29 protein-coding genes and 2 pseudogenes are annotated in these 25,834 nt (G+C 72.8%); 16 read left to right on the top strand and 15 right to left on the bottom strand.

What is annotated here, in order from left to right; genetic code table 11:
• Nucleotides 1-28 precede the first annotated feature (28 nt).
• Nucleotides 29-2,062 (bottom strand): glycosyltransferase, encoded by a 2,034-nt coding sequence (locus SD460_RS35195; protein WP_290060112.1) that lies wholly within the window; start codon nt 2,060-2,062, stop codon nt 29-31.
• Between the two features lie 56 nt (nt 2,063-2,118).
• Here SD460_RS35195 and SD460_RS35190 point away from each other — a divergent pair, with 56 nt between their 5' ends.
• On the top strand, nt 2,119-3,489 hold the full coding sequence (locus SD460_RS35190; RefSeq protein ID WP_290060114.1) for a glycosyltransferase: 1,371 nt from the start codon (nt 2,119-2,121) through the stop codon (nt 3,487-3,489).
• 177 nt (nt 3,490-3,666) lie between these two features.
• Here SD460_RS35190 and SD460_RS35185 read toward each other — a convergent pair whose 3' ends face one another.
• Nucleotides 3,667-4,068 (bottom strand): polyketide cyclase, encoded by a 402-nt coding sequence (locus SD460_RS35185; protein WP_290060115.1) that lies wholly within the window; start codon nt 4,066-4,068, stop codon nt 3,667-3,669.
• Nucleotides 4,069-4,246: 178 nt separating this feature from the next.
• On the opposite strand from SD460_RS35185, the gene SD460_RS35180 reads away from it, so the two are divergent.
• The 4 genes from SD460_RS35180 to SD460_RS35165 all read left to right on the top strand — a co-directional run bounded on the left by SD460_RS35180 (nt 4,247) and on the right by SD460_RS35165 (nt 6,655).
• Entirely contained in the window at nt 4,247-4,816 is a 570-nt protein-coding gene (locus SD460_RS35180) for a hypothetical protein (RefSeq protein WP_290060116.1), read from the top strand.
• 62 nt (nt 4,817-4,878) lie between these two features.
• Nucleotides 4,879-5,280, top strand: coding sequence for a VOC family protein (locus tag SD460_RS35175; protein WP_290060117.1), 402 nt, complete (start codon nt 4,879-4,881; stop codon nt 5,278-5,280).
• A gap of 141 nt (nt 5,281-5,421) precedes the next feature.
• Nucleotides 5,422-6,027, top strand: coding sequence for an RNA polymerase sigma factor (locus tag SD460_RS35170; protein WP_290060118.1), 606 nt, complete (start codon nt 5,422-5,424; stop codon nt 6,025-6,027).
• Entirely contained in the window at nt 5,984-6,655 is a 672-nt protein-coding gene (locus SD460_RS35165) for an anti-sigma factor domain-containing protein (protein WP_318307330.1), read from the top strand. Before SD460_RS35170 ends, SD460_RS35165 begins: the two co-directional genes overlap by 44 nt.
• Before the next feature lie 15 nt (nt 6,656-6,670).
• Here the strand turns inward: SD460_RS35165 and SD460_RS35160 are convergent, their stop codons facing one another.
• The 4 genes from SD460_RS35160 to SD460_RS35145 are packed head-to-tail and all read right to left on the bottom strand — an operon-like array spanning nt 6,671 to nt 11,485.
• Entirely contained in the window at nt 6,671-8,653 is a 1,983-nt protein-coding gene (locus SD460_RS35160) for a glycosyltransferase family 4 protein (protein ID WP_318307329.1), read from the bottom strand.
• Nucleotides 8,650-9,351 carry a DUF998 domain-containing protein gene (locus SD460_RS35155; RefSeq protein ID WP_290060121.1) on the bottom strand — a complete coding sequence of 234 codons (702 nt, stop codon included), beginning with the start codon at nt 9,349-9,351 and terminating at the stop codon, nt 8,650-8,652. Before SD460_RS35155 ends, SD460_RS35160 begins: the two co-directional genes overlap by 4 nt.
• A gap of 56 nt (nt 9,352-9,407) precedes the next feature.
• On the bottom strand, nt 9,408-10,793 hold the full coding sequence (locus SD460_RS35150; RefSeq protein WP_290060122.1) for a HAMP domain-containing sensor histidine kinase: 1,386 nt from the start codon (nt 10,791-10,793) through the stop codon (nt 9,408-9,410).
• Nucleotides 10,790-11,485 (bottom strand): response regulator transcription factor, encoded by a 696-nt coding sequence (locus tag SD460_RS35145; protein ID WP_290060123.1) that lies wholly within the window; start codon nt 11,483-11,485, stop codon nt 10,790-10,792. Before SD460_RS35145 ends, SD460_RS35150 begins: the two co-directional genes overlap by 4 nt.
• 89 nt (nt 11,486-11,574) lie before the next feature.
• Between SD460_RS35145 and SD460_RS35140 the strand changes: the two genes are divergently transcribed.
• A complete protein-coding gene (locus tag SD460_RS35140; RefSeq protein ID WP_290060124.1) occupies nt 11,575-11,862 on the top strand; it encodes a hypothetical protein in 288 nt (95 codons plus the stop codon).
• A gap of 124 nt (nt 11,863-11,986) precedes the next feature.
• A complete protein-coding gene (locus tag SD460_RS35135; protein ID WP_290060125.1) occupies nt 11,987-12,148 on the top strand; it encodes a hypothetical protein in 162 nt (53 codons plus the stop codon).
• A 66-nt stretch (nt 12,149-12,214) separates the two neighbouring features.
• On the opposite strand, the gene SD460_RS35130 is transcribed toward SD460_RS35135, so the two are convergent.
• On the bottom strand, nt 12,215-12,547 hold the full coding sequence (locus SD460_RS35130; RefSeq protein ID WP_290060126.1) for a helix-turn-helix domain-containing protein: 333 nt from the start codon (nt 12,545-12,547) through the stop codon (nt 12,215-12,217).
• A 651-nt stretch (nt 12,548-13,198) separates the two neighbouring features.
• On the opposite strand from SD460_RS35130, the pseudogene SD460_RS46920 reads away from it, so the two are divergent.
• The 3 genes and pseudogenes from SD460_RS46920 to SD460_RS35120 form a co-directional block, all read left to right on the top strand.
• A pseudogene (locus SD460_RS46920) lies at nt 13,199-13,399 on the top strand (ATP-binding protein); the annotation flags it as partial.
• A 188-nt stretch (nt 13,400-13,587) separates the two neighbouring features.
• On the top strand, nt 13,588-14,781 hold the full coding sequence (locus tag SD460_RS35125) for a serine/threonine-protein kinase (protein WP_318307328.1): 1,194 nt from the start codon (nt 13,588-13,590) through the stop codon (nt 14,779-14,781).
• 102 nt (nt 14,782-14,883) lie between these two features.
• Entirely contained in the window at nt 14,884-15,150 is a 267-nt protein-coding gene (locus SD460_RS35120) for a hypothetical protein (RefSeq protein ID WP_290060128.1), read from the top strand.
• A gap of 28 nt (nt 15,151-15,178) precedes the next feature.
• Here SD460_RS35120 and SD460_RS35115 read toward each other — a convergent pair whose 3' ends face one another.
• The 5 genes and pseudogenes from SD460_RS35115 to SD460_RS35095 all read right to left on the bottom strand — a co-directional run bounded on the left by SD460_RS35115 (nt 15,179) and on the right by SD460_RS35095 (nt 19,430).
• Complete coding sequence (locus tag SD460_RS35115; RefSeq protein ID WP_318307327.1) at nt 15,179-15,664, bottom strand: hypothetical protein; 486 nt, start codon at nt 15,662-15,664, stop codon at nt 15,179-15,181.
• A 487-nt stretch (nt 15,665-16,151) separates the two neighbouring features.
• A complete protein-coding gene (locus tag SD460_RS35110; RefSeq protein WP_290061331.1) occupies nt 16,152-16,724 on the bottom strand; it encodes a hypothetical protein in 573 nt (190 codons plus the stop codon).
• A 14-nt stretch (nt 16,725-16,738) separates the two neighbouring features.
• The gene (locus SD460_RS35105) at nt 16,739-17,869 is read right to left on the bottom strand and encodes a zinc-dependent alcohol dehydrogenase (RefSeq protein WP_290061329.1); all 1,131 of its coding nucleotides are present in this window, start codon (nt 17,867-17,869) and stop codon (nt 16,739-16,741) included.
• A gap of 82 nt (nt 17,870-17,951) precedes the next feature.
• A pseudogene (locus SD460_RS35100) lies at nt 17,952-18,718 on the bottom strand (SDR family NAD(P)-dependent oxidoreductase).
• 178 nt (nt 18,719-18,896) lie between these two features.
• Complete coding sequence (locus tag SD460_RS35095) at nt 18,897-19,430, bottom strand: MarR family winged helix-turn-helix transcriptional regulator (RefSeq protein WP_290061327.1); 534 nt, start codon at nt 19,428-19,430, stop codon at nt 18,897-18,899.
• Between the two features lie 57 nt (nt 19,431-19,487).
• On the opposite strand from SD460_RS35095, the gene SD460_RS35090 reads away from it, so the two are divergent.
• Nucleotides 19,488-20,669, top strand: a complete 1,182-nt coding sequence (locus tag SD460_RS35090) for an FAD-dependent monooxygenase (protein ID WP_318307326.1) — start codon at nt 19,488-19,490, stop codon at nt 20,667-20,669.
• Between the two features lie 48 nt (nt 20,670-20,717).
• Here SD460_RS35090 and SD460_RS35085 read toward each other — a convergent pair whose 3' ends face one another.
• Nucleotides 20,718-21,164, bottom strand: coding sequence for a winged helix-turn-helix transcriptional regulator (locus SD460_RS35085; RefSeq protein WP_290061320.1), 447 nt, complete (start codon nt 21,162-21,164; stop codon nt 20,718-20,720).
• Between the two features lie 141 nt (nt 21,165-21,305).
• Here SD460_RS35085 and SD460_RS35080 point away from each other — a divergent pair, with 141 nt between their 5' ends.
• Together SD460_RS35080 and SD460_RS35075 are read left to right on the top strand one after the other, a co-directional pair.
• On the top strand, nt 21,306-21,695 hold the full coding sequence (locus SD460_RS35080) for a tautomerase family protein (RefSeq protein WP_290061319.1): 390 nt from the start codon (nt 21,306-21,308) through the stop codon (nt 21,693-21,695).
• A 41-nt stretch (nt 21,696-21,736) separates the two neighbouring features.
• Nucleotides 21,737-22,180 carry a nuclear transport factor 2 family protein gene (locus SD460_RS35075; RefSeq protein ID WP_290061318.1) on the top strand — a complete coding sequence of 148 codons (444 nt, stop codon included), beginning with the start codon at nt 21,737-21,739 and terminating at the stop codon, nt 22,178-22,180.
• A gap of 6 nt (nt 22,181-22,186) precedes the next feature.
• On the opposite strand, the gene SD460_RS35070 is transcribed toward SD460_RS35075, so the two are convergent.
• Complete coding sequence (locus SD460_RS35070) at nt 22,187-22,792, bottom strand: TetR/AcrR family transcriptional regulator (protein WP_290061316.1); 606 nt, start codon at nt 22,790-22,792, stop codon at nt 22,187-22,189.
• A 93-nt stretch (nt 22,793-22,885) separates the two neighbouring features.
• Between SD460_RS35070 and SD460_RS35065 the strand changes: the two genes are divergently transcribed.
• Together SD460_RS35065 and SD460_RS35060 are read left to right on the top strand one after the other, a co-directional pair.
• Entirely contained in the window at nt 22,886-23,119 is a 234-nt protein-coding gene (locus SD460_RS35065) for a hypothetical protein (RefSeq protein ID WP_290061315.1), read from the top strand.
• Between the two features lie 26 nt (nt 23,120-23,145).
• Entirely contained in the window at nt 23,146-23,940 is a 795-nt protein-coding gene (locus tag SD460_RS35060) for an alpha/beta fold hydrolase (RefSeq protein ID WP_290061314.1), read from the top strand.
• Nucleotides 23,941-23,948: 8 nt separating this feature from the next.
• Here SD460_RS35060 and SD460_RS35055 read toward each other — a convergent pair whose 3' ends face one another.
• The gene (locus SD460_RS35055) at nt 23,949-24,791 is read right to left on the bottom strand and encodes a TIGR03620 family F420-dependent LLM class oxidoreductase (protein WP_290061313.1); all 843 of its coding nucleotides are present in this window, start codon (nt 24,789-24,791) and stop codon (nt 23,949-23,951) included.
• Nucleotides 24,792-24,889: 98 nt separating this feature from the next.
• Between SD460_RS35055 and SD460_RS35050 the strand changes: the two genes are divergently transcribed.
• Nucleotides 24,890-25,771 (top strand): LysR family transcriptional regulator, encoded by an 882-nt coding sequence (locus SD460_RS35050; protein WP_290061311.1) that lies wholly within the window; start codon nt 24,890-24,892, stop codon nt 25,769-25,771.
• Nucleotides 25,772-25,834: the final 63 nt, after the last annotated feature.

Here is a 25,834-nt window from a genome sequence, read left to right as displayed (position 1 = left end):
ACCCCTTCGCTGCACAACCGCTGGCACGTCATGGCGCGTCCGGGATCGGCTGCGCCGCGGTGCGCTGGTAGACCGCGGCGAACCGGCCGGCGACTTCGTGGATGCCGAAGCGGCTCGCGACGGTGTCCCGTCCGGCCGCCGCCATCGCCCGGGCGCGTGCCGGGTCGTCGGCCGCCCCGCGGACGAAGGCGGCGAGCGCGTCGCCGAACGCGGCGAGGCTCGAGGTGTCCGCGAGCACGCCGTTGCGCCCGTGCTCGATGTAGTGGCCGAGGCCGCCGCGGCGCGGGCCGAGCACCGGCAGGCCCGCGTCCATGGCTTCGACCACCGCGATGCCGAACTCCTCCTTGCGGCTGGGGCAGACGTACAGGTGGGGCGTCGGGGCGGGGAGCCGGTGGGTGAGGCCGTGTTCGAGCAGGCGGACGTCGTCGTTGTCCAGTGCGGCCAGCATCGCGAGCCGGCCGGCCGCATCGGGGTGAAGGCGGTACAGCTCCAGGATGCGGTCCAGGATCCGCGTTTCGTCGCCGGTCGGGTTCGTGGTGTCGCCGCCGACGAGCACGAGCGCGCTGTGCTGCCACAGCCCCCGGGTGAGCCAGGCCTCGACCAGCAGGTCCTGCTGCTTCACCGGGTGCAGCCGGCCCACGCTCAGGATGATCGGGAGCTCGCGGGCGGCCGGGCCGAGCCGGGGGAGACCGGCGCTCGGGGCGAACAGCGACGTCGCGAGCTGCTGCTGGCGGGCTTCGGACGTGGCCGCCGGAGCCAGCCGCGGGATGCCTTCGGGCGGGGATTCCGGCTCGGGACCGCCGCGCAGCCGGGGGAAGTACTTCGTGAGTTCGCCGGCCGGCCGCCCGGGGAGTCCCAGCACCGTGTCGGCCGTCGCGACCAGCCGGTCCGCGGCGTAGAGCCGGTGCAGGTCGAACCGGGCGGCCGCGCGGTCGCCGGGGCGGCCGGACCGGTGCCGCTCGGCCAGCGAGCGGTGCGGGTCGGCGGTGAGGGTGAACACGATTCGCGCCCCCACCGCGCGGGCCGCGTCCGCGACCGCGGCCGAGCCGTCGTCGGCGTAGCGCACGTGGACCACGTCGGGGGTGCAGCCCGCCAGCCACAGCAGGTGCCGGGCGAGGAACGTGATCGACGGCCGGAGCCGGGACAGCGCCACCTGCGCCGGGGGACCGGGAGCGTCGACCGGCAGGCGCAGCACCACGTGCCCGGGACCGCCGGGGTCCACCAGCGTGGTCCGGTCGCGGAGCCCGTCGTGGCCGAGCAGTGTCACGGTGACGACCCGCGCGATCCCTTCGTGGCGGGGCAGGGCCGTGCCGAGGTGTCGCAAAAGGACGGTGAGCCCGCCGCTGGCGCCGGCGCCGGGCTGGTCGAACGAGCCCAGCAGCATCGACTGCGCGACGGTCAGCCCGGCCTGGTCCGGCGGCGGGAAAGTCCACAACGGACTGTCCGAAGCGGACTCGGCGGTGCGGGCCAGGCACACCGCGGTGAGTGCCCGCTCGTAGGGGTCTTCGGCTCGCTCCTGGGCCGCCACCAGCGCGTCGGTCGCGTCGCACTGGGACAGGTAGCGCCAGGCGGCGTGCCGGTAGCCGCGGTCGCCGAACCCCCGGGCGAGCACGGTGCCGACCGGCAGGCAGCGAAGGCCGTGCCGCTCGGCCAGATCCAGCAGGAGGGCGGCACGTCGTGGCGTTGCGTGCTCGAACGACGAGCGGATCGCGGCCGCGGCGGCGCTCGGCCCGTGGGCGGCGACCGCGCCGGCGAAGACGTCCAAGGCGATCGAGGCGGCCAGCTCGTCCGGCCGGCCGGCGCCGGTTTCCGGAAGCGCCGCGAGCACCTCGCCGGGGCCGGGGAGTTCCGCTCGGCGAGCCAGGGCCCGGAACGCGGCCACCGCGGCGTCCGGGTCGTCCGGGGCCGGTGGGTCCCCGGCGTATTCGACGAGAGCGAGGCCGGCGAAGTCCGGGTGGAAGGCCCGGCGGACCTCGTCGAGCGGGCCGGGGCTGGTCGCCCAGCTTCGCAGGTCGGCGAGCGGGTCGGCCGGGACGGGCGTGCGGAGGTGCGGAGTGGTCACTGAGCTGCTCCGGCAGTCGGGCCGTAGGGTCGGCGGGGCTGGGGAAGGAGTTCGGCATGGTGGGATCGCGGATCGTGGTGGTGAGTCCGCCGTTCGCTTCGCACGCGCGTCCACTCGCGACGGTGGCGGCGGCGCTCGCGGCGAAGGGCGCGGACGTCACGTTCGCCTGCGCTCCGGCGTTCGCGGGGCTCGCCCGCGAACACGGGGTGGCTTTCGAGCCGTTCGCCTTCGGGGACAACGCGAACACCGGGATCGCCGAGCGCACCCGCCAGGAGGCGGCCGGGGCGCGGCGGCTGGCGGAGTTCCTCGACGCGACCAGGGCCGGTGCCGTGCCCGCGTTGCTGACGCAGGCCCGGCACCGGCGGGCGGACATGCTGCCGGATCCCGAGGGCGTGCTCGCTGCGGTCCGGGCGCTCGACGACCGCCTTCGCCCGGACTGGTTCCTGATCGACCAGCTCGCCTACGCCGTGACGCTGGCGGTCCACGCGCTCGGCCGCCGCTGGGCGGCTTACTGCCCCGGGCATCCCGGCTACGTCGTCGACGGTCCCGGCCGGTTCTTCGGGCTGCCGCCGTACTGGCCGCGTGCCGTCCGGCCGGCCGAGGAAGAGCTGGCCGCCTTGCGGGCCGAGGTCGAAGCCAACGACCGGAGCTTCACCGGGCTGTTCGCCCGGTTCCTGGCCGAGCACGCCCCCGGCCGGCCGGTGCCCCGTAGCGCGTTCGGCCTGACCTCGCCGGAGGCCGTGCTGTTCAACTACCCGGAACTGCCCTGGCTGCCCGCCCTGCCGCCGGCGCCGGCCCGGCTGTTCGCCGGGCACTGCAGCGATGTCGGCGAAGCGCGGCTGCCCGAGGAGTGGGCCGCCCGGATCGAGCGGCTGACCGACGGCGGACGGCGCCGGCTGGTGCTGGTGTCCTTCGGAACCTTCCTCTCCGCCCGGGACGACGTGCTGAACACCGTCGTCCGGGGCCTGATCGAGGTGCCCGGCGTGTCGGTGCTGGTGTCCGCGGGGAACCGGACCGCGAGCGTGCGGGCCCCGTTCGCCGGCCACCCGTGGGTCGAGGTCGCCGATCAGGTGCCGCAGCGGGCGCTGCTGCCGCGGACGTCCGCGGTCGTGCACCACGGCGGCAACAACTCGTTCACCGAATGCCTGGCCGCGGGCGTGCCCGCGGTGGCCCTGCCGTTTTCCAGCGATCAGTTCGCGGTGGCCCACGACCTCGAACGCAGCCGGACCGGCAGCGTCCTCGACCCGCACGGGCTGACTCCGCAAGCCGTGGGCCACGCCGTGACCGACGTCCTCGCGAGGGCTCATGAGATCCGCGGTGCCGCGCACCGGCTGATCGAGGGACGGGGACCGCGCTTCGCGGCGCGCGGGCTGCTCTCGGCCATGCGACTTCCTTCCCCAACCGATGCAGAGTCGTTGCAAACCTAGGTGAGGGGGTCGCGGTTGCCTAGCGAGAACCGGCTGTCGCCCCGCGGGGCGCACGCGGGATTGTCCGGCCGTTCAGGGGTAAGTGCAGGTAGAAGGGAAGATCTTGGCCGCCGTCAGACCGGCAAGAAGCCCCGGCGAGTGAATCGCAGCTGAATCGAAGTGCCGGGTTGGGGTGGCTCAGCGCCGGTGCTGCTCGGCGAGCAGCTTGAAAGTGCGCAGCTGCCGCCGGGCCATGACCAGATCGCCGACGGACAGCCCGGCGGCCACCCAGCGGTGGGTGCGCATGACGACCTTCAGCAGCAGGCGCGAAGTGCCGCGGTGCCCGGGCTCGACCACATAGGACATGAAGGCGCCCATGATGGCGCCGGTCAGCTGTTCCCCGGGGACGACCGAGACGATCCGGCCGAGCTTGCGCCCGCCTGTCGCGGTGAAGTTCTCCCCGACCTGGGGTTCCGGAAGGCCCACCAGCTCGCGCGGCGAGCGGCGGCCGAGGTTGTCGATCCAGTCGTAGGAGTACGGCGCGAGCCGCACTTGCGCGACCCACGGCCACACCGCTTCGGCGGGCGCGTCGATGCTCACGCCCCGCCAGGCTTGCAGCGTCGGTGAAGTGACGAAGTCGTCACACGGGTAAGGGCGCGCGATCTCGCCGTCGCTCACGCCCCACCGATCACCGAGCACGTGACCATCCTCCTGCATCCGTTCGCGCCGTGGCCGGCGTACCCCCTGACGTCCGGTAGGTATCGAGAACGGAGTTGTCATGCGTCTTCGCATGCTCGGGGTGTCGGTCGTGGCCGCAGCTGTCATGGCCGGTCTCGCCGCCGCCCCTGCTCAGGCGGTCCAGGGCGGCAGCGCCCCGGCCCGGATCACCACCTCGCACCACCATCACCACGGGTACCACTTCGGGAAGGGCCGCACCGACCTGACGCTGGACCCGGCCGCGGCCGCGGCGCTCACCTCGCTCGGCGTGCGGGTGTCCCCGGTGCTGGCCCGGGTCAGCCACCCCGGCGGCAAGACCGTGTTCGGCTTCACCATCGTCGGCAACCCCGCCGACGGGACGATCGAGCACGTCGGCGGGCTGCTGCTGCGCGCCGGCCGCACGTGCCTGTCCTTGACGAGCTACACGATCGACCTCAACCGCGGCGTGCTGAGCGGCAAGGTCGACTTCCGCACCCGAGCCGACCTGTTCACCATCGGCGCGGCCACCCCGGACGGCGTCACGCTGGCCCTGACGGCCCCGGCGGCGGCGCTGCTGAACAAGACGTTCGGCGTCACGGCGTTCACCGCGGGCCTCGTCATCGGCTACGGCAACCCGATGCTCCGCAAGTAGCAGCGATCAGCCGGCCGGTGGGGGACGGGCGTCCTCCACCGGCCGCCGGACGGGAGGACATCGTGACTTCGGCCCTGCACGCCTATCTCAGCTACGAGAACGCACCCGCCGCGCTGGACTGGCTGGTCGAGACGGGATTCGAGGTGGTGACCCGCCAGGACGGCGACGACGGCAGCGTCCGCCACGCCGAGGTCCGGCTCGGCGGGATCGTGCTCATGCTCGCGACCGCGGACGCGAGCTACGACCGGCCGCGGCTGATCGGGCAGAGCACCGGCGACGGCCTCTACCTCTGGGCGGACACACCGGAGCGGGTCGATGCCTGGTTCGCCTTGGGTGTCGCCGCCGGCGCGACCGCGGTGATCACGCCGGAAGACACCGAATGGGGCACCCGCCGGGCGCGGCTGCTCGATCCCGGCGGCAAGGAATGGAGCATCGGAACCCACCGGCCCGGCGCGGCGTGGTGATCGGCCGGATCGGGCCTGTGCGGCGCGGCCGCGTGTGCGAGGAACGGGTGCAGCGTGGAGAAGTGCCGCTCGGCTGACCGCGTCCGGGATGCCGCTGCTGGAAGGTGTTGCGTCGCTCCGGAGCGCGGTTACTGTGTCGTCGTGCCCGATGATGCCGCGGCGGCCGACGAGCTGGCCCGCCGGTTCGCCGACGGTGAGCCGGAGGCCTTGCGGGCGGTGTTCGACCGGCACGGGCCCGCGGTGCAGCGGCTGGTGCGGGCCAGCCTGCGCGATCAGGCCGACGTCGACGACGTCGTGCAAGCGACGTTCGTTTCCGCCTGGAACGGCAGGCACAGCTACGACCCGGACAAGGCGGGCCTGCTCGCCTGGCTGCTGGGCATCACCCGGCGTCGCATCGTCGATCTGCTGCGCGCCCGCGGCCGTCGGCAGCGCGACACCGACGCGGCCGCCGCGACCGCTCCGGCCGAGGCGCCCGCGGCGGAGTCGCCCGAGCGGGTCGTGGACCGGCTGATCGTCGCGGACGGCCTGCGCCGCCTGCCGGACGCGCAACGCGAAGTGCTCGAGCTCGCCTTCTATGCTGACCTGAGCCACCCGCAGATCGCCGAGCGGACCGGCCTCCCGCTCGGCACGGTGAAGAGCCACCTGCGCCGCGGGATGCGGAAGTTGCGCTCGGAGCTCGGCGGCGTGCCGGAGGAGGTGACCGATGACGCATCCCGATCCCGATCACCTCGTCCTGCTCGCCCTTGACGAGCAGCGATCCGGCCCCGGGGACACCGCTCACCTCGACAGCTGCACCCAGTGCCGTGACGAGCTCGAAGCGCTGCGCGCGGTCGCCGGTCTCGGCCGTGAGGCCGCGGCCGAGACGGCGTTGCCGCCGGTGTCCGAGTCGGTGTGGGACCGGATCGCGGCCGAGACCGGTCAGCCGTCGCCCGTCGCGCCCCGCCGGCGTGGTTTCCCCCGGGTCGCGCGCTACGGCGTCGTGGCGGCGGCCGCGGCGGCCGTCGCGATCGCCGGAACGCTGGTGGTCACCGGCCAGGACGAGGAACGCGTGGTCGCGCAAGCGCAGCTGAACCGGCAGCCGTCGGCGCCCGACGGCGCGTCCGGTCGGGTCCGGATCGTCGACAGCGGCTCCGGCTCGCTGCGGCTCAAGCTCGAGCTGACCGGCATGCCGGCCCCCGCGGGCCTCTACGAGATCTGGCTCTACGACGGCAAGACGACGATGATCCCGCTCGGCGTCACCGTCGGCACCGAAGCGGACGTCGCCATCCCGCCGAACCTGACCCTGCAGGCGTTCCCCGTGGTCGACGTGTCCGCCCAGCAGCTCGGCCAGCAGGAACACGGCACCAGCATGGTCCAAGGCACGCTCCGCGGCTGACTCTCCGGAGCCCGGTCAGGCGGCCTGCTCGACCATGGCCGGCGCGGGCACCCCCAGCAGAATCCGGTACTGCGCCTCGAAAGCGGCGAGCGCGTCGTCGATGTCGTGCTGCGCGACGATAGCCCGGGACGCCTCACCCATGCGGGCGCGGGCGTCCGGATCGGCGGCCAGGCCGGCGATCCAGCCCGAGATCGCGGTGATCGCGCCCGGCTCGAACAGGTACCCGTTTTCGCCGTGGTGGACGAGGTGGGGCAGGGCGAGGGCGTCGGCGGCGACGATCGGGAGACCCGCCGCCATCGCCTCCATGGTGGCCAGGCTCTGCAGCTCGGCGGTGCCGGGCATGCAGAACACGTCGGCTTCGGCGTAGCGGTGCACGAGTTCGGCGTCGGAGACGAACCCGTGGAAGGTGACGCGATCGGCGATGCCCAGCTCGGTCGCGAGGTCTTCGAGCTCCTGGCGGCGGGTGCCGTCGCCGACGAGGTCCGCGCGGACGTGCGGCAGCGGGGCCAGTGCGCGCAGCAGCTGGTCGATGTTCTTCTCCGCGTCGAGCCGTCCCACGAACAGGACCGACGCCGTGCGGCCGGCCGGACGGACCGGTGCGGCGTAGTGGGCGAGGTCGATGCCGCAGGACACGACCTGCGCCGGCCGGCCGAGGCCGATCCCCGCGAGGACCTCGGCCGCGCGCGGGGTCGGCGTGGTGACGATGCGGGCGTCGCGGTAGACGCGCACGAGGTCCTGCCACGCCCGGCGGGCGATCGCGTCCTTCAGCCGGCGCGGGAAGGGGGTGTAGCCAAGGAGGTTGTCCGGCATGAAGTGGTTGGTGGCCATGCCGGGGACGTCGCGCGCGGCGGCGGTGGCGAGCAGGGCACGGCCGACGCCGAAGTGCGCCTGGACGTGGACGACGTCCGGGCGGACCCGGTCCAGGATCCCGGCGGCGGCCGCCCGGGCGCGGCCGGGGGTGCAGAACCGGTAGTCGCCGTGGAACGGGATGGCGCGCGAGCGGATCCGGTGGATCGTGCAGCCGTCGCGCTGTTCGGTGCGGGCCGGGCCGTCGTCGGAGGGGCAGACGACGTGGACGTCGTGGCCGCGGCCGGCGAGACCACGGGCCAGGCGCTCGGCGAAGAACGCCGCGCCGTTGACGTTGGGCGGGAACGTGTCGGCGCCGATCAGGACGCGAAGGCCGGTCGGGTGCACGGGGTTCTCCTCGGATTTCGATGGGGCATGCGGAACGGCACCGGCGAGCACGCGCACACCGGCGAGAGCGACGGCCGCGGCGAGCGCGGCCGCGGGCTGGGGAACTTCGCCGTAGGCCACGGCGGCCACGGCGACGGCGGTCAAGGGGTCGAGCACGGTCGCGGTACCGACGACGACCGCGGTGGACCCCGCGGCGTACGCGCGGTGCAGGATCACGCCGCCCGCGCCGAGCAACAGCAGGGCTTGGCCGGTGAGGAGCACCGCCGTGAACGGCGACTGGGACGCGGCCGCGTGCACGACCGCCGACCCGAGTCCGAAAAGGACAGCGGCCGCGGCGGCCAGCACGGCACAACCGGCCCGGGCGAACCAGCTGACCACCGCGACCGCGAATCCGGCGACGGCCACGCCCTCGGCCGTGCCCGCGCTGATCGCCGCGGCCGGTGCCGCCGAGGCCGCGAAGGCCACGAACCCGGCGACACCGGCGACGACGAGCACGACCGCGGTCACCACCCGGCGGCTGCGGGCACGCCGTCCGAAGAGGACGGTCAGCACCAGGCTGAACACCCCGAGCGGCTGGACCACCGGGAGCGGAGCCAGCGCCAGCGCGACGACGTGGAGCAGGCCGGCGCCGGTCGCCAGTCCCGTGCCCACCCACCACCCGGGAGAACGCAGCAGCCGGGCGAGGGTGCGCAGTCCGGGTGTTCCCGTCACGGCCAGGTTGGTGACTTCGGTGTGCTGACGGGTTGCGGCGACCGCGAACAACGCGGCGGCGGCCAGTGCGCAGGTGATGGCGAGGAGGGTCATCGGGCGGCTCGCCGGAGTTCGGTGCCCGCCGAGCCGGCCGTCCCGGACGTCGTCGACGGCTCGGTGGCGGTTGCCGAGCGGGAGGCACGCCGCAGCATTAGCGCCAGTGTGGCGACGATCAGGAATTCGGCCAGCAGTGCGGCGCGTTCGAGCAAGCCGGCCGGGAGCCAGCGGAGCACCTGGGCCGCGCCGAACGCGGCCGCGGTCACGGTGCCGGCGATCGCGCCGCGCCGGAGAGCCGGGGCCGCGGTGAGCCAGCGGGGCTCGGTTCGCAGCCGGGCGCTCAACGTCCAGGCCGCGAGCGGCAGGCTGGCGAACAGCACCGCTCCGCCGGCGCGGTGGATCTCGCCGGACAGCGTGGGGTTCGCCGCGCTGAAGTTGCTGCGGCAGAAGAGAACCACCGTGAGCCCGGCCGTCCAGAGCAGGAAAAGCGTGCTCACCAAAGGATCACGGGGCAGGGCGGCCAGCCGGGCGGCGATCGCCAGCGCCGCCGCGCACGCGAGCAGCAGCAGGATGGCGACGGTGAACAGCAGTTGGCCGCCGCGGTGCCAGGCGTAGTCGCTGACCGGGTCCAGCCAAGGGCTTACGCGGCCGGCGAGCCCCAGCGTCAGCCCGGCGATGATCGCCTGGGCGACGGCGGCCATGACCAGCGTCAGCGTCGCCAGTGGGGCCGGCGAAAGCGCGATCCGTGGAGTCACCCTTCAGACGGTGCTGGCCGGGCATGAGAGTTCGATGAAGATCGCGCTGGGTTTCCTTAAGAAGCGGCCAGCGGGAAGACGAGGTCGAACCGGGCGCCCCCGTCGCCGGCGCGGGCGGCCGTGGCCCGCCCGCCGTGCTGGGTGAGGACCTGCTCGACGATGGCCAGCCCGAGCCCGGAACCCGGCAGTGCCCGCGCGGCGTCGGCCCGGTAGAACCGCTCGAACACGTGGGGTAGGTCCGCCTCGGGGATGCCCGGGCCTTCGTCGTCGACCCGGACGCGCACCGTGCCGCCGCCGGTCGACATGCTGACCCGCACCCGGCCGCCCGGGGGCGACCACTTGGCGGCGTTGTCGAGCACGTTGAGCACCGCCCGCTCGACGGCCGCGGGGCGGACGAGCACGTCGGCGTCGGTCAGCTCGGCGTCGAACGTGACGTTCGGCCACCGCGACCGGGTGCGTTCGACGGCCGAGGTGACGACGTCGGCCAGTGCGAGCCGCTCTTCGGCTTCGCTCGGCCGTTCCCCGGTGGACAGGTCGACCAGCTCGCCGATCAGGGCCGTCAGCTCGACGGCTTGGGCGTCGAGGTCGGCGAGCAGCCGGGCCCGGTCTTCGGCCGGGAGTTGCCGGCCGGGGTTGGCGTCGGCGTGGATCAGGAGCTCGATGTTGGTGCGCAGGCTGGTCAACGGCGTCCGCAGCTCGTGGCCGGCGTCTTCGACCAGCCGTCGCTGCTCGTCGCGGGAGCGGCTCAGCGCGGAGAGCATCGCGTTGAACGACGTGGCCAGCCGCCCGATCTCCCCGGACGCGGTGACGTCGATCGCCGTCGACAGTTCCTGGGTGCGGGCCACCTTTTCGGCGGCGGAGGAGAGGTCGTCGACGGGCTGGAGCGCCGAGCGGGCGATCGCCCGGCCGACCACCGTGGCGCCGAGCACCCCGGCGGCGGACACGACGAGCAGCCAGGAACCCAGCCGGCCCAGCGCGTCCTCGACGTCTTCGGAGTCCTGGGCGACCTGAACGGTCCCGCCGTCGGAGCGCGAGGCGGTCCACATGCGGAAGTCGTCCTGGTCGCCGCGGTCGACGGTGGACGCCCGGCTGACCGAGAACGGCGCTTTGGGCGGCGGGGGCGGGAGTTTCGGGAGCGCCCCCGCGGTCCCGGTGACGGCGCCGGTGGGCGAGCGGAACTGGACGGTGAGGCCGTTGTTCCGGCGGGAGCCGGGCTCCGCTGTGGTGAAGCTCAGGGTCGAGAGTGCTTCCTCCGGCGAGGAGGCTTTCGCGGCGAGCTCGGCGTAGGACTGCAGGCGGGCGTCGAACTGGTCGAAGAGGTCGGCCCGCGTGATGCCCCAGGAGATCGCCGAGACCGTCACCACGGTGAGTGCGACGGCGGTGGCGACGAGGACGCCGAGCCGTGCCCGCAGCGACAGCTTCCGCCGGCGAAGCCGTTTCACAGCGGTTCCTCGCGCAGCACGTACCCGACGCCCCGCACGGTGTGCAGCAGCCGCGGCCCGCCGTCCGCTTCCAGCTTGCGGCGCAGGTAACTGACGTAGACGTCGAGCCCGTTGGACGCGGCCCCGAAGTCGTAGCCCCACACGTGCTCGAACATCACCGAGCGGGTGAGGACGATCCGGGGGTGGCGCAGGAACGTCTCGAGCATCGCGAACTCGGTGCGGGTCAGGTGCAGGGCGCGGTCGCGGCGGAAGACCTCCCGCGTCGCCGGATCGAGGGTCACGTCGGCGAACCGCAGCACCGCGGGCGTGACCTGGGCGGGCGCGACGTTGTATTCGGTGCGGCGCAGCAGCGCGCGCACCCGGGCCAGCAGCTCCTGCAACGCGAAGGGCTTGACCAGGTAGTCGTCGGCCCCCGCGTCGAGGCCGGCGACCCGGTCGGTGACGGCGGTGCGCGCGGTCAGCATGAGGACCGGCACGGTGTTGCCTTCGGCCCGCAGCACCCGGCACACCTCGAGCCCGCCGAGCACCGGCATCGTGACGTCGAGCAGCACGCCGTCGGGGTTCTCGTCTCGGATCGAGGTGAGCCCGGCGGCGCCGTCGCCCGCGACGGAAACGGTGTAGCCCTCGAACCGCAGCGTGCGCGACAGCGAGTCCTGCACGGCCGTCTCGTCGTCGACGATCACCAAGTGCACCCGGCAACTGTAGAGGAGGTTCTCGCCCGGGCGCCGAACTCTCATCGAAGATTAACGTTCGCGGGCACGAAAAAGCGCCGGGTACGACGATGCCCGAAGGGATCCGCTGCTCGGACGCGGAACGTGAGCAGGTCCGCTCCGCCCTCTACGCCGCGGCGGGGAAGCCGAGTTCGCCCCAGGGCTGGCGGCAGATCCTCGCGGCGCTCGCGGCCGAAGCCGCGGCGGTGCGCGGCCGTCGCCGGTTGGTGCTCGTCCTGACCGTCCTCATCGGACTCCTGATCGCCGGGGCGATCGTCGTGGGCGCGGTGCACGGATTCGGCGTGGACGGGTTCGAGAGCCACGGGCCGGAAGCGATCGAGCACGCCCACAGCGGCTGACGCCAGTGGGGCAGCCTTGACGAGCTGTGAGAACGCTGAGAACGCATCCGACCTGCCGAGCATGATGCGCCGGGACGGCGGGTATTCGACGTGTCGTCCGAAGTCGGCGTTGAAGGGAGTGGTCATGGGTTTGCTCGTCGGACTGCTGATCGTCTGGGCGGTCCTGATCGTGCTCGGAATGGTGATCAAGGGACTGTTCTGGCTGATCGTCGTGGGTGCCGTCCTGTTCGTCGCGACGGGCGTGATCGGGATCGTGAAGCGCGGTGCCTTGAACGCTCGCCGATGACGCGGCCGGGTCCGTCCGGACACCGTTCACGGGTGTACCGCCGGTGAGGGCGGCACACCCACGGCGTCAGTCCGCGTGCTGGGGACGGGAATTCTGTTGCCGGGCTTCGTGCAGCTGGTCCTCGAGGGACACGATGCGGCAGGCGGCGTCGATGGCGGTGCCCTGGTCGACCAGCTCCCGCACGCGCGCGGCGATCCGCAGCTGGTGGCGGGAATAGCGCCGGTGCCCGCCGGCGGACCGTTGCGGCGCGATCAGCCCGGCTTCGTCGAGGCTGCGCAGAAAGCCTTGCGTGGCCCCGAGTATCTCGGCGGCCCGGCCCATCGTGTAGGCCGGGTAGTGCTCGTCGTCGAACTTGTCGGCCGCGCTGGGCGTGGCCGGTCCTTGTGGGTCAGGAATCATTCCACCTCCGCATCACAAAGGACCCCGGGTGCCACCGCGGCACCCGGGGTCCTCAAGGGTAGGGATCTTCACCATTGCCAACCGGCGCGACCGCCGGCGTTCTGCACCCGCGTCCGGCCGGAAACCAGCCTGCGCGGGGATCGCTCATTCGTAACCGAGCACCACCTCCGAACTCGATGGGACTACGGCACCCGCGCGGCACTATCCGGCCGCCGCGGGCGATCCAGTGATGTTCCCGTTCCCTTCTCTCCGTTACTTTCCACTTACTCGGTACTGCACCTTCACCTGCCGCGAGCGCCACTGCCGGAACCCTTTCCCTGATCGGTCCCAGCACGCCGACGCCGCTGGTCACTGCCCGGAGCCCCGTTCACCGATCGGCTCCGGCCACCTGACCGGTTCTCTCTCGCCTCGCGGGTAGTTACGTCCTCTCCCGCGTTCGCTTGACGTTGTCTCTCTCGCTACGAGGAGAAGATTACCCACGCCTGCCGTCGAATGTCTACCCCAGCCACCATAGATTTTCTGCCAAGGCCGGCCGGGGGCGCGTGACCTCGACGAACAGGACGAGGTTTCACCCCTCCGAGCGACGGCCCGGGACCGGAGCCGTCGGGTCGGCCGCACCGGCCTGGCCGAGCACGACGCCGAGGCCCGCTCGCCCTGCACACGCCCTGCCACCTCGAAGCGATCACCGGCACCGTCACCGATCAGGGCCACTGGCGGCCGGCGCCTCGCCCCGGGCCCCTGCACGGCCGCGGCCTGCCGCTGATCCACGGCTTCGCCACCGAGGCCGTTTTCGATTCGAGCGCCGCGGGCACCACCGTCGCCATGACCTGGGCGCGCCGGTCCGGTGAGTGATGCCCAGCGACGCGGCGCGTACGGTGATCTCGCAACGCGCGGTTCAACCAGCAGCCGTAGTCCTCGGCCGCGGCGACGTTCGCGGCCGGTGTTCGTGCTCCGTCTGCGGAGGTCGATCCTCATGCGCCGGCCACAGCCGCCACTTTTCCTCGTCACCCGACGCCCGCACCGAGGAACCGGACCGGCCCATGCTCGGTGAGCGGGCCGCCGACGGCGAACGGACGTCGCCCCGGTTCACGCTGGACGTCACGCCGTGGCGAAGGGACGATCCGGACGTGATCGCCGGGCGCTACGAGGTGGCGGGCCTGATCGGCAGCGGTGCCACCGCGCGGGTCTACCAGGCCTTCGACCGGCGGCTGGGCCGTGACGTCGCGATCAAGCTCTACGAGCGGGGCGCGATGCCCGTCGAGCAGCTGCGCCGGGTCCGGGAGAAGACCATCCAGGCCGGCATCGACCACCCGCGCGTCGTGGCGCTGCTGGACAGCGGCACCGACGGCGACCGGCCCTACCTGGTGATGCAGCTCGTCGACGGGGAGAACCTCGCCCAGCGGCTGCTGGCCGGCCCGCTGCCGGCCGAACAGGTGCGGGACCTGGCCACGCAGCTGGCCGGGGCGCTGGCCCACGTCCACGCCCAGCGCGTGGTGCACCGCGATCTCAAGCCCGCGAACGTCCTGCTCGGCGCCGGCGGTCCGCTGATCACCGACTTCGGGATCGCGCACGAGCTGGACGCCACCCACGTCACCGGCACCGGCCTGGTCACCGGCACCGCGGCCTACCTGGCACCCGAGCAGGTCGTGGGCGACCACGCCGGCCCGGCCGCCGACGTCTACGCTCTCGGCCTGATCCTGCTGGAGTGCCTGACCGGCGAGCGGGAGTACCCCGGCACGCTCGCGGAGTCGGCCGTGGCCCGCCTGAACCGGACGCCCCGTGTCCCGGACGGCCCGCTGGCCCGGCCCCTCGAGCGGATGACCGCCCGTGAGCCCGGACTGCGTCCCACCGCGGAAGAGGTCCTCAAGCTGCTGCGGCAACCAGCCGCCGCCGAAGCGGTCGCGGCGCCGGCTCGTCGTCGGGGCAAGCTCGTCGCCGCCGGTGGGGTCGCGACCGTCATGGCCGGGGTGCTCGCCGTGCTGCTCGCGTGGCCCGATGCCACGCCGAGCGGCCGGCCCGCGCCCGGCTCGGCCGCCCCGACCAGGTCCACGTCCCCGGCGCCGGTGCCCGCGAGGCCGCCTGCCTCGGCCGTCATCGCCGGTTCTACGCACAGCGAAGCCGCGCAACCACCGCGCCTCGCGGCGGCGCCCCCGGCCACCTCCGGAAGCGCGTACACCAGCAGCAAGGCCAAGGGCAAGGACAAAGGAAAAGGCAAGGGACGGCACGGTTCCTGACATTCGTGCAGGCCCAATGCGGTAACGGCACGGAGAGCGTCCGCGATTGTGCTGGTAGCGCGGTTTGAGCGGCATGCCGTGCTCGTTCGAAGGTGGTTGCCGATGGGCTCGTTTCCGCTCGACCACGCCTGGCCCGGTCGCGTGTGGTCCCGGCCGTTCGCGGCGCCCGTGCTGCTGGCCACGCTCGGGGCCGTGCTGGTGGCTTGGTCGCACTCGGCGGCCGCCGGGATCGCCGGCACCGCGGTGATCGCCATGGCCGGACCCGCGGCCGCGACGCTGCGCCGGGCCGAGCACCAGGTCGACGCGATCCTGCGGGACGAGCTGACCGGACTGAGCCGCCTTCGGTGCCGACGACGATCTCGTCCCTGAGCACCGCGTGCCGGGTTGAGCCGATCGCTCACTCGGTGAAGCAGCTCAACACGGGGAGGGGTGCCCCGGAGGGGTCCGACAGTTCCGCGATCCACACCAGCAGGTGGGTGAGGACCGCGACGACGTCCGCCGGGCTGCCGCGGGTGGCGAGGTCGACGTGGATGTCGCGGCTCGCGGCATCGTGGTTGAGGGCGGCGAGGAGGGCGCGCAGCGCCGACCTCGGTCCGGGTGGCAGCCGTTCCACCTCGGCGGGCTCCCCGCCCTGGTCCTCGATGACGACGGTGAAGACGGTGCCGGCGTCGGCGCGCTCGTGGTCGCGGATCGTGGCGGTGCACCGGACGACCAGCTCGCCGACGACGGAAGCGGCGACCTGCGCCGAATCCGCGCGGGCGAGGACGTCCAGCGCTTCGGCCACCTCCTCGTAAGCGCCCGCCGTGGCGGCGTGGAGCAGTTCGTCGGTGAACTGCCGGACGGACACGCCCGGCGGCGGTGCGGGATCTCGGTTGTCGGTCATCCGGCCGAGGTACCCCGGGCGACTCCGCTCAACCGGGAACCGGGACGTCGCTTCACTGCCTTCGGCCGGTGACCGGCCCGCGGCACCCGCGCTCGTCCCCGACCACCCGCGATCGCGGTGACGGTTCCGGAATCAGCCGTGCCGGGTGTCGGACCCGCACGTCCGCCGTCGTGGCGATCCGGCCGTTCACGGTGATCCCGAGGGTCTTCCCGGCGGCCACCTCACTCGTCGCCGGCGCGGCCGGGCGCCGGTCGGGCGGTAGCGAACCGGTCCGGTTTCGGTGGGCACCGCGTTCACCCAGTCGTGGGGCGCTGTCGGAAGCCAGGGGGATGGCATCGGGACCTCTGTCCTCGAAGTCCGGGCCGAGCGGGTGTACCGGGCGGCCCGGTCGAAGAGGACGCCACCGACGGCCCCGCACGTCGAGGACGAGCGCGGACGCCGGATCGGGTCCGGCGCGGCCGGGGGCGCGGCCGCGCCGGACCCGTCGTCACCGCCGGCCGCGCAGCAGCTTCCGGACGGCGGAGAAGGCGAGGCCACCGGCCAGCACCCACGGTCCCGCCACGACGATCGGGTCGAGCACCTGGTGCTTGACGTCCGCGCGCTTCTTCCCGAGCCGCGAGGAGAGCCCGTGCCGGCGGAACTCGCTCAGCACGCCGGTCTCGGTGATCGGGTTGTCCGGGTGCGGCGTGCCGAACGAGCGCAGGTGGTTTTCCCACGCGTCCACCCGGTCGGCGGCCAGCAGCAGGAGCCAGTGCGCGGCCCGTCCTTCGCTGTACTTCCGGTAGGACAGCTTGCGCAGCGCCCCGGAAACCCCGCGCGGCGGGCACGAGGTGCCGAAGACGGGGGTGAGGAACTTGTGCTCGATCGAGCGTTCCCGCGGCCACTTCTCCGGCTGCCGTTCGGGGAACTCCCAGTGGGCGCCCGAGCGGTCCTCCTGCCACTGCAGCTTGGGCACCGACGGCCGGTCCTTCGGGTCCAGGTCGGCGCCCCAGCCGGGGATCCGCTCGCGCAGCGCGTCACTCGATTCGGCGATCGGCGGCCGCTCCGATGTGTAGGTCATGGTCGTGGCCTTCCTCAGACGACGATGAGCGGCTTGATGCAGCCGTCCAGCTTGGCGGAGAAGATGTGGTAGCCCTCGGCGATGTGCTCGAGCGGGATCCGGTGGGTGACGATGTCGCTGGGCTTGAGGTAGCCGTTGCGGACGTGCTCGAACAGCCGCGGCCACTGGCGCTTGACCGGGCACTGGTTCATCCGCAGCGTCAGGCCCTTGTTCATCGCGTCACCGAACTTGACGGCGCTGAACAGCGGGCCGTAGGCACCCACCACCGAGATCGTGGCGCCCTTGCGGACGCCGTCGATGGCCCAGTTGAGCGCGACCGGTGAGCCGCCCTGCAGTTTCAGCTTGGCCGAGGTGACGTGCTGGGTGAAGTTGCCGTCGGCCTCGGCGCCGACCGCGTCGATCGCGACGTCGGCGCCGAGGTGGTCGGTGATTTTCTTCAGGTGCACCACGATGTCGTCGTACTCGGTGAAGTTGTAGGTCTCCGCGTGGGCGAAGGTCCGCGCCTTCTCCAGCCGGTACTCGAGGTGGTCGATCACGATCACCCGGCCCGCGCCCATCAGCCAGGCCGACTTCGCGGCGAAGAGCCCGACCGGGCCGGCACCGAAGACCACGACGACGTCACCCTCGACGATGTCTCCCAGCTGCGCGCCGAAGTAGCCGGTCGCCAGCGCGTCGGTGAGCAGGACGGCGTCTTCGTCCTCCAGCCAGTCCGGGATCACCGAAGGGCCTACGTCGGCGAAGGGGACACGGACGAACTCCGCTTGGCCCCCGTCGTAGCCGCCGCAGGTGTGGGAGTAGCCGTAGATGCCGCCGACGGCGGTGGCGTTGGGGTTGACGTTGTGGCAGTTGGAGAACAGGCCGCGCGCGCAGAACCAGCACGTCCCGCAGTAGACGTTGAACGGCACCATGACGCGGTCGCCGGGCTTGAGCTTCTGCACGCCGGAGCCCACTGCTTCGACCACGCCGATGAACTCGTGACCGAAGGTCATGCCGACCCGCGTGTCCGGCATCATCCCGTGGTAGAGGTGCAGGTCGGAGCCGCAGATCGCGGCCCTGGTGACCCGGACGATCGCGTCGTTCGGGTGTTCGATCGGTGGGACGTCCTTCTCTTCGACACGGATCTTGTACGGTCCGCGATACACCATCGCACGCACGGCGCCTCCTCAAGGTTGTCCGGGTGCGTACCCGGGCCCTTGCCCCATAACCGTGGGCGTGCCGATGCGTGCTTCACTGCGCGGTGTAGCCGCCGTCGGCGTGCAGCACCGCGCCGGTGGTGAAGGACGAGCCGGCGGCGAGCAGCGGGAGCACCGCGTGCGCGATGTCCTCGGGCCTGCCCCAGCGGCCGAGCGGCACCTTGGCGGTGAAGGCGGCGTCGGCAGCGGTGTCGTTTTCGTTCATCGGGGTGCGAACGGGGCCGGGCGCGACGCAGTTCACGGTGACGCCGCTCCCGGCGACCTCCAGCGCCGCCGACCGGGTGAGCGCGGCGACCGCGCCCTTGGTGGCGGCGTAACCGGACCGTTCGGGGGCGCCGGTCGAGCCGAGCACGGAGCCGATCGTGACGATGCGGCCGTGCCCCGCCTCGAGCATGCCGGGCAGGACGGCGCGCATCGCCAGCCACGTGCCGATGACGTGGTGTCGAGGGCGGCGCGGAAGTCACCGGGCGTGAGGTCGAGCACCGAGCCGCGCGCCAGCCGGCCGGCGGCGGTGACCAGGCCGGTGACGGGGCCCCAGCGTTCGGCCGCCCGGCTCACGGCCGCGGCCAGCGCGTCGGGGTCGGTGGTGTCCGCGACCAGCGCCAGCCGGCGCTCGCCGGCGATGGTGTGGAGCTGCTGGTCCGCCGTGTGGCAGCGGGCTTCGGAGCGTCCGGTGACCACCACGGGGCGTCCGGTGCGGGCGACGGCCTCCGCGATGGCGAGGCCGATTCCGCTGGTGCCGCCGGTGACGAGGACGGGCCCGTCGTGGGTGGCTTCTTCGGTGTGCCGGCGGGAGCTCATCGGCCGAGCATGCGGAAGGTGCGGGACGACGCCAACGCGGGTGGTCCGGTCACCGGACCCGGCGCGGCGGTCGCGGCCGGGATCAGTCTCAGCGGGACCCGCCGCTCTCGTCGTCCTCGCCGGGTTTCCCGGGCTGGGCCGCACCGAACTCGGGCGGAAGCCGGGCGGGAGGTGATGGTCAGGACGACGACGCTGCGGACCGCGTCGTCCGGCGCTGCCCTGGCGAGCCACCCAGGCGACGGCTCGCTTGAGCCGAAGCCGTCGTCATCCGGGCCAGGAACGCGGTGACGATCCGGAGCTCGGCGGGGTCCGCGGCCTGCAGCGTGGCCGCGACCTCGACGCCCGCTAGGGCGAGGAACTCGCGGGCACGCTCACGCGCGGCGGGGGTGGGGCGCAAGGTGACCCGGCGGCGATCGGTGCTTTCGCGGCTGCGCCGGAGGTGCCCGGCCGACTCGAGCCGGTTCACCAGCGCCGTTGTCGCGCCGGTCGACAGGCCGATGCGCCGGGACAGCTGGACCGGGGACAGCGGGGCGCCGGTTTCGGCGGCCCAGGTGATCTGGCCCAGGGCGTTGGCGTCGGATCCCGGCAGTCCCATCCAGGCCGCGAGGTGCTGGTTGAGCTCGGCGAAGCCGACCGCCCAGTCCCGCAGCGAGTGCATCACCTCGATCTGGGCCGGTGTCCAGTCGGTAGTCAGCGGATCCGGCGTGGCCATGCAGATCCCTTCATCATGAAGTAGCTTCATGGTGAAGCTATCTTGGACGGGAGTGGGATGACTACACGACACGCGGTGATCTCCGGGGCGAGCATCGCCGGTCTTTCGGCTGCCTTCTGGCTGCGGCGGACCGGGTGGGAGGTCACCGTGCTGGAACGGGCCGCGGCGTTCCGCGACGGCGGGCAGAACGTGGACGTCCGGGGAGTCGGCCGCGAAGTCCTGGCACGCATGGGCCTGACCGACGCGGTCAAGGCGCAGAACACGACCGAAACCGGGACGGTCTTCGTCGACGCGGCCGGGCGGGTGCTCGGCGAACTGCCTTCCGGCGGGCCGGACGGCGCGACCGCCGAGCTCGAGGTCCTGCGCGGTGATTTCGCCAGGACGATTCTCGAGCACCTGCCCGACGGCGTCGAGATCGGCTACGGCGACTCGATCACCGAGGTCGCCGAAGACGCCACCGCGGTCGCCGTGACCACCGCGTCGGGCCGAGTACTGCACGCCGACCTCCTGGTCGTCGCCGAAGGGGTCCGCTCCTCGACCCGCGACCGGCTCTTCGGTGACCGCGTCGAGCGCCGGGACCTCGGGATCGCCATGGTGTTCGGCACGATCCCGCGGGTCGACGGCGACGACGACCGCTGGCGCTGGTACACCGCCGCGGGCGGCCGCCAGGTGCACCTGCGGCCGGACAACCACGGCACCACGCGAGCCATCCTCTCCTTCTCGCGCGCCGAAGACCTGACGCGCCTGGATCGCGCCGACGCGCTGAGCCGTGTCCATGCCCGCTTCGCCGGCGTCGGCTGGGAAGCACCGCGTGTGCTGGACGCCTTCGACACCGCCGAGGACGTCTACATCGACAACCTCACCCAGATCCGCCTGCCGGTCTGGCATCGCGGGCGGGTGTGCCTGGCCGGGGACGCGGCCTGGTGCGTCACCCCGATGGGGGGCGGCGGTGCGTCACTCGCGCTCGTCAGCGGGTACGTCCTCGCCGCCTCCCTGGCCACCGACAGCCTCGAGCCGGCGCTCACCGCCTACGAGGAGTGGATGCGGCCGCTGGTCGAGGACGTCCAGGCGCTTCCGCGCTGGATCGTGCCGTTCGCGTACCCGCGAACCCGGTGGGGGCTGGGGCTGCGCCGCGTGGCCGACAAGGTCCTCACTTCGCGGCCGTTCGCCCCGGTCGTCGCGAAGGTGACCAGCGTTGCGGCCACCGAGCGCCCGTTGCCGCACCTCGTGGTGACCTGAGGCGTTCCAGTGCGGCCGGACGGCCGCACTACCGCCAGCCGCGGACCGTCACCAGGCGTCCGGTTCGAACTCGGCGGTCATTTCCCGCCACGACACCGGCTTCGCGCAGTGCGCGCAGGTCAATTGCGGGTCGGCTTCGTGGCCGCACGCACGGTGGATCAGCCGCACCGGCGGAACGTCGTTCTTGTACTTGTCCCCCCAGGACATCAGGGCGACGAGCACCGGGTACAGATCGGCGCCCTTGCCGGTGATCCGGTACTCGTACCGCGGAGGGTGGTCCTGGTACCGGACGCGGTCCAGGATGCCCTCGTCCACCAGGACCCGGAGCCGGTCGTTGAGGACGTTGCTCCCTAGGCCCAGCTTGGCGCGGAAGTGGTCGTAGCGGCGTTCGCCGCGGAAGCACTCGCGCAGGATCATCATCGTCCAGCGCTCGCCGATCACCGACCAGGTGCGGGCGACGGAGCAGTAGAGCTCCTGCAGGTCGTCGTGCTTCACGGCACCAGTGTAGGACTTCTTTTGAGTCTGATAGCCACCGTCAGACCTTCTTTGAGTCTTAGCTGGTTGCGAGCTCAAGTGAGGTGGGTTAGAGTCCGACTCGATTCGAGTCCCACTCGGCGGTCCCGTGGAGGTCACCCCGTGCCCTACTACCAGTTCACGGTCCCGGCCGGCGGCGCGACGTTGCGGCACAAGGCGGAGGTCGCGGCGGCGGCGACGAGGGTGCACTGCGAGGTGACGGGCGCACCAGGGGCGTACGTGTACTGCTCGTTCGTCGAAGTCCCGCGCGGCAGCCTCTTCGTGGTCGGCGAGGCGATCGACGCGCCGCGAATGGTCGGGCTGATCCGCGCGGGCCGCTCGCGGGAAGTGCGGGCGAAACTCATTGACGGAATCGCCGACGCCTGGTCCGAAGTCACCGGAGACGCCAAGGAAAGCCTGGCGATTTTCCTCGAAGAAATCCCCGGTGCCAACGCGCTGGAAAACGGCGTGATCCTGCCCGAAATCACCGAGGAGCCCGGCGCCGTCCACTGACCGGCGCGAATCCCGAACGCACGGAATCAGGGAGAACACTTTTGCCTGCCATCAGCACGACCACCACCCCGACCGATATCGCCCGGCAGTGGGCGGACGCCTGGAGCGCGCCGACTCCGGAAGATTTCGTCGGCCTCTACGCCGAGGACGGCGAATACTTCGACGTGACCTTCGGGGTGCGGCGCCGGGGGCACGACCTGATCGCCGCCCACCACCGTCTCTGGCGGGCCGCCGTCCCGGACTTCGTGATGTCGGTCGAGGACGTCCACGCCGGCGACGGGTTCGTGACCGTGGAGGTGACCGGGCGGGGCACCTTCTCCGGCGACGACCTCGGCGGCGGGAAGATGAAGGCCACCGGCAAGCCGTTCAGCGGTCGTTCGGCCGCCGTGCTGGTGCTGGACCGGGCACTCAAGATCGTTTCGTGCCGGGAGTACTACGACCGGGCCGTCATGCCCGGTGGGGCGCCCACGCCGTTCGGGGAGTGAAAGGCCTCATTCCGGAGCGAGCACCCGGCGCCAGTAGCCGGTGACGCTGCGACGCACCTGATCGACGTCCACGCCACCCGGGTCCACGAGCATTTGCAGGGCGATGCCGCGTAGCTGTCCGACGATGGCGATCGCGGCGTCGTCGGGCTTCAGGCCGGGGTCGACGGCGCCGTCCGCGATGCCGGCCTCGATGTCTTCGCGCAGGTCGGCGCGGAAGGCGTCGTCTCGCTCGCGGAAGATCGGGGCCAGGTCCGGCTGGGTGGCGGCTTCGGCCCACAGCAGGAGGAAGGCCCGGTTGAACACGTCGAGGCGCGCGAGCCGGCCGAGGTAGCCGTCGATCAGGCGCACCAGGCGGTCCGGGCCCGGCGGCAGATCGCCGAGGCCCGGCACGAACCCGGCCTGCGTCGCCCGGGCGAGCCGCTCCACCAGTGCCTGCTTGCCGCCGAAGTGGTGCGTGACGATCCCGCGGCTGTAGCCGGCACGTTCGCCGACCCGCGCCAGCGTCAGCGAGCGCACCCCCTGCTCGACGACCAGTTCGGCGGCGGCCGCCAGCAGCGCGGCTTCGGCCTGGTCCCGGCGTTCCTGCTGGGTGCGGCGTTGCGTGGTGGTCATGCAGCGGAGTCTAGCAAACAAACTTGCGTGTCAACCAACAAGTATGTGTAGAGTGGGCGGCACAGCAGGCTCTGGCTCCGGGAAGGTTCCACGATGATCGGCAACGGGAACCATTTCGCCGCGGGCGACCGGGTGCTGGTCTTCGAGGAGCTCGATCCGGCGAAGGGCACCCGGCGGGTCCGGCGCGGGACGGTGCACGAACCGCCTTCGCCCGGCGTCGTCAAGGTGGATCTCGAGGGCGAGGGCCTCAGGGAGTTTTCGCCGGCGGATCCAGTCCAGCTCAGCCACGCGGCCGGTGCTTGCCGCTGCGTGGTGGCGATCGGCTGAACCACAACTACTCGAAAGGTGGCCTCGTGTCGCACACTCCGCTCGTCCTCGTCCACGGCAACCCCGAATCGGCGGCGATCTGGGGACCGCTCATCGGCGAGCTCGGTCGCGCCGACGCGGTCGTCCTGTCCCCGCCGGGGTTCGGCGTCCCCGCGCCCCGCGGCTTCGACTCGTCGATGACGGCCTATCGGGACTGGCTGGCGTCCCAGCTGGAGCTGTTCCGCGCCCCGGTCGACCTGGTGGGGCACGACTGGGGCGGGATCCACGTCGCGACGCTGGTCATGAGCCGTCCGGATCTGGTGCGCAGCTGGGCTTCCGACGCACTCGGCGTGTTCGCGCCCGACTACGACTGGCATCCGCGGGCCCAGGTGTGGCAGCAGGAGGGCCCGGGGGAGGAGTCGGTGCGGGAGCTGTGGGGCGGCGATCTGGCCCAGCGGCTCGCCGTGACGTCGGCTCTCGGGATGACCGGGCGCCTGGCGGAGCGGGTCGCGGCCGGCATGGATCCCGAGATGGGCCGCGCCGTCCTCAAGCTGCTGCGGTCGGCACGGCAGTCGGCGATGGCCGAAGCGGGACGGCAGCTGCCGAGCGCCGCGCACCGCCCGGGGCTCGCCCTCATCGCCGTCGACGACTTCGAGCGAGCGTCCGGGACGCTGGCGCAGCACGATTGGGCCGCGCGGCAATCAGGCGCGACGATGGCGCACCTCGAGGGCGTGGGCCACTGGTGGCCCGAGGAGACGCCGGCACCGGTCGCCGCGGCCCTGACGAACTTCTGGGCGGCGCTGCCGGATCCGGCAAGGAGCCGCGCGGTTTCCGCGTCCTGACTCTCGGCCTACGCTCGCTGCGCCGCCACCGCGCGGGTCGCCTCGGCGACCGCGCGCAGGACGCCGATCGGGTCTTCGGCGATCGCGTGCAGGCCGACGTGGTTCGCCCCCGCCGCCAGCTCGGCCCTGATGCCGGCCGCGATGGCCGGTGCGTCGCCGTGCAGCACGAGGGCGTCGACCAGGCGGTCGCTGAACGGGTCGGTGAGGTCCTGGTCGGTGTAGCCGATCCGCCGGAGGTTGTTGGCGTAGTTGGCGATGCCCAGCATGGGGCGGACGGCGGCCCGGCCGGTCTCGCGGGCGCGTTCGGCGTCGGCGTCCAGCAGCACGCCGTGCCCGGGCACCACCAGCTTGCCCGCGCCGAGGGCCTGCCGGGCGAGGCGGGTGTGTTCGGGCGTCACCTGCAGCGTGAGGGTGCCCGCCGCGCGGTCGGCCGCCAGCCGGAGCATCTTCGGCCCGAGTGCGGCCAGCAGCACCCGGTCGGCGGGGACGCCGGCCGCGGTCAGCGCGTCCAGGTAGCTCGCGATCTTGGCCACCGGGGACGCGTAGCCGGCGTCGACTTCCCGGTGGCCGGCGCCGATGCCGACGATGAGCCGGCCGGCGTGCTTCGCCACGATCCGGTGGTAGGACTCCGCGACCGTGCCCGCCTCGGACTGCCACACGTTGAGCACGCTGGTGCCGACCACGATCCGGTGCGTGGCGTCGAGCAGCCGCTCCGCCGAGCGGAGGTCCGCGGCCGGTGACGCGGCCAGCCAGATCGCGTCGTAGCCGGCTTCTTCCAGCGCGACGGCGTCCGCCGCGGTGGCCTCGGCGGCGGTCAGGTAAGCGCCGAGCGGTCCCAGTTCGATGGTCATGATCACGACTTCAGCACCGGATGGTGGCGCGAACCAGCGGCAATCGGCACGTGCTGCGATAAGCTTTCCTTATCGTCGAGGTCAATCAGGGTGGGACTGTGGAGCTGCGGGCGCTGCGTTACTTCGTCGCCGTCGCGGACGAGCTGCACTTCGGCCGGGCGGCCGAGCGGCTGCACGTCGCGCAACCGGCCGTCAGCCAGCAGATCGCCCGGCTGGAGCGGGAGCTCGGGGTCCGGCTGCTCGACCGGTCGCCCCGGCGGGTCCGGCTCACCGCGGCCGGGCAACGCGTGCTCGAAGCGGCACGCGGCACGCTCGCCGCGGCCGGTCAGGTGCAGATCGCGGCCCAGCAGGTCGTGCCGCTCGTGCGCATCGGCACCGCCCCCGGCATGACCGCCCGGCTGGAACGCGGCATCGACGCCTTCCGCGAGCGGGCGCCGGAGTTCGACGTCGTGCTGGCCGATCTGCCGGTCGAGGCCCGGCTCAACGCTCTCCGCCAGGGTGACCTCGACCTGGCGCTGACTCGCGGGGTGCGTTCCGCACCCGGGCTCGAGGTGCTGCCGGCCTGGACCGAACGCCTGTACGCGGTGGTGTCCCGGCGGCACCCGGCAGCGGACCGGGGTGCCGTCGGCCGCACCGAACTGGCCGGCGGCACGCTGCGCCTGCCCGCCCGCGAGCACGACCCGCCGCTGCACGACGCCGTGGCTCTCGCGCTGAGCGAAACCGGGTGGCACCTGGCGGCCGGCCGCCCGACGGGCACGCTGCAGGAGACGATCGTCGAAGTCGGCTCGGAACCGCGGAGCTGGACGGTGTTGCCGGCCGACCAGGTCGCCGAGATCCGCTCGACCCGCGTCCGCGCGATCCCGCTCGAGCCGGCGATCACGATCGACGGCAGCGTCGTCGTCGCCCCGGACACGGCGAACAGCGCGGCCGAGTGCGCGGTGGCGGCCTTCCGCGACGAGGCTGCCTCCCACCGTCCATAGTGGACCCTGCGGGTGGGGGTACCACTCCCTCCCACACCGGCCGAAGCGCTCGTACCGTCGAGC

The sequence above is a fragment of the Amycolatopsis solani genome (genome assembly GCF_033441515.1).
Taxonomy (GTDB): domain Bacteria; phylum Actinomycetota; class Actinomycetes; order Mycobacteriales; family Pseudonocardiaceae; genus Amycolatopsis; species Amycolatopsis solani.
Note: the sequence above shows the minus strand (reverse complement) of the source record. Positions and strands in the feature narration are given on the sequence as shown.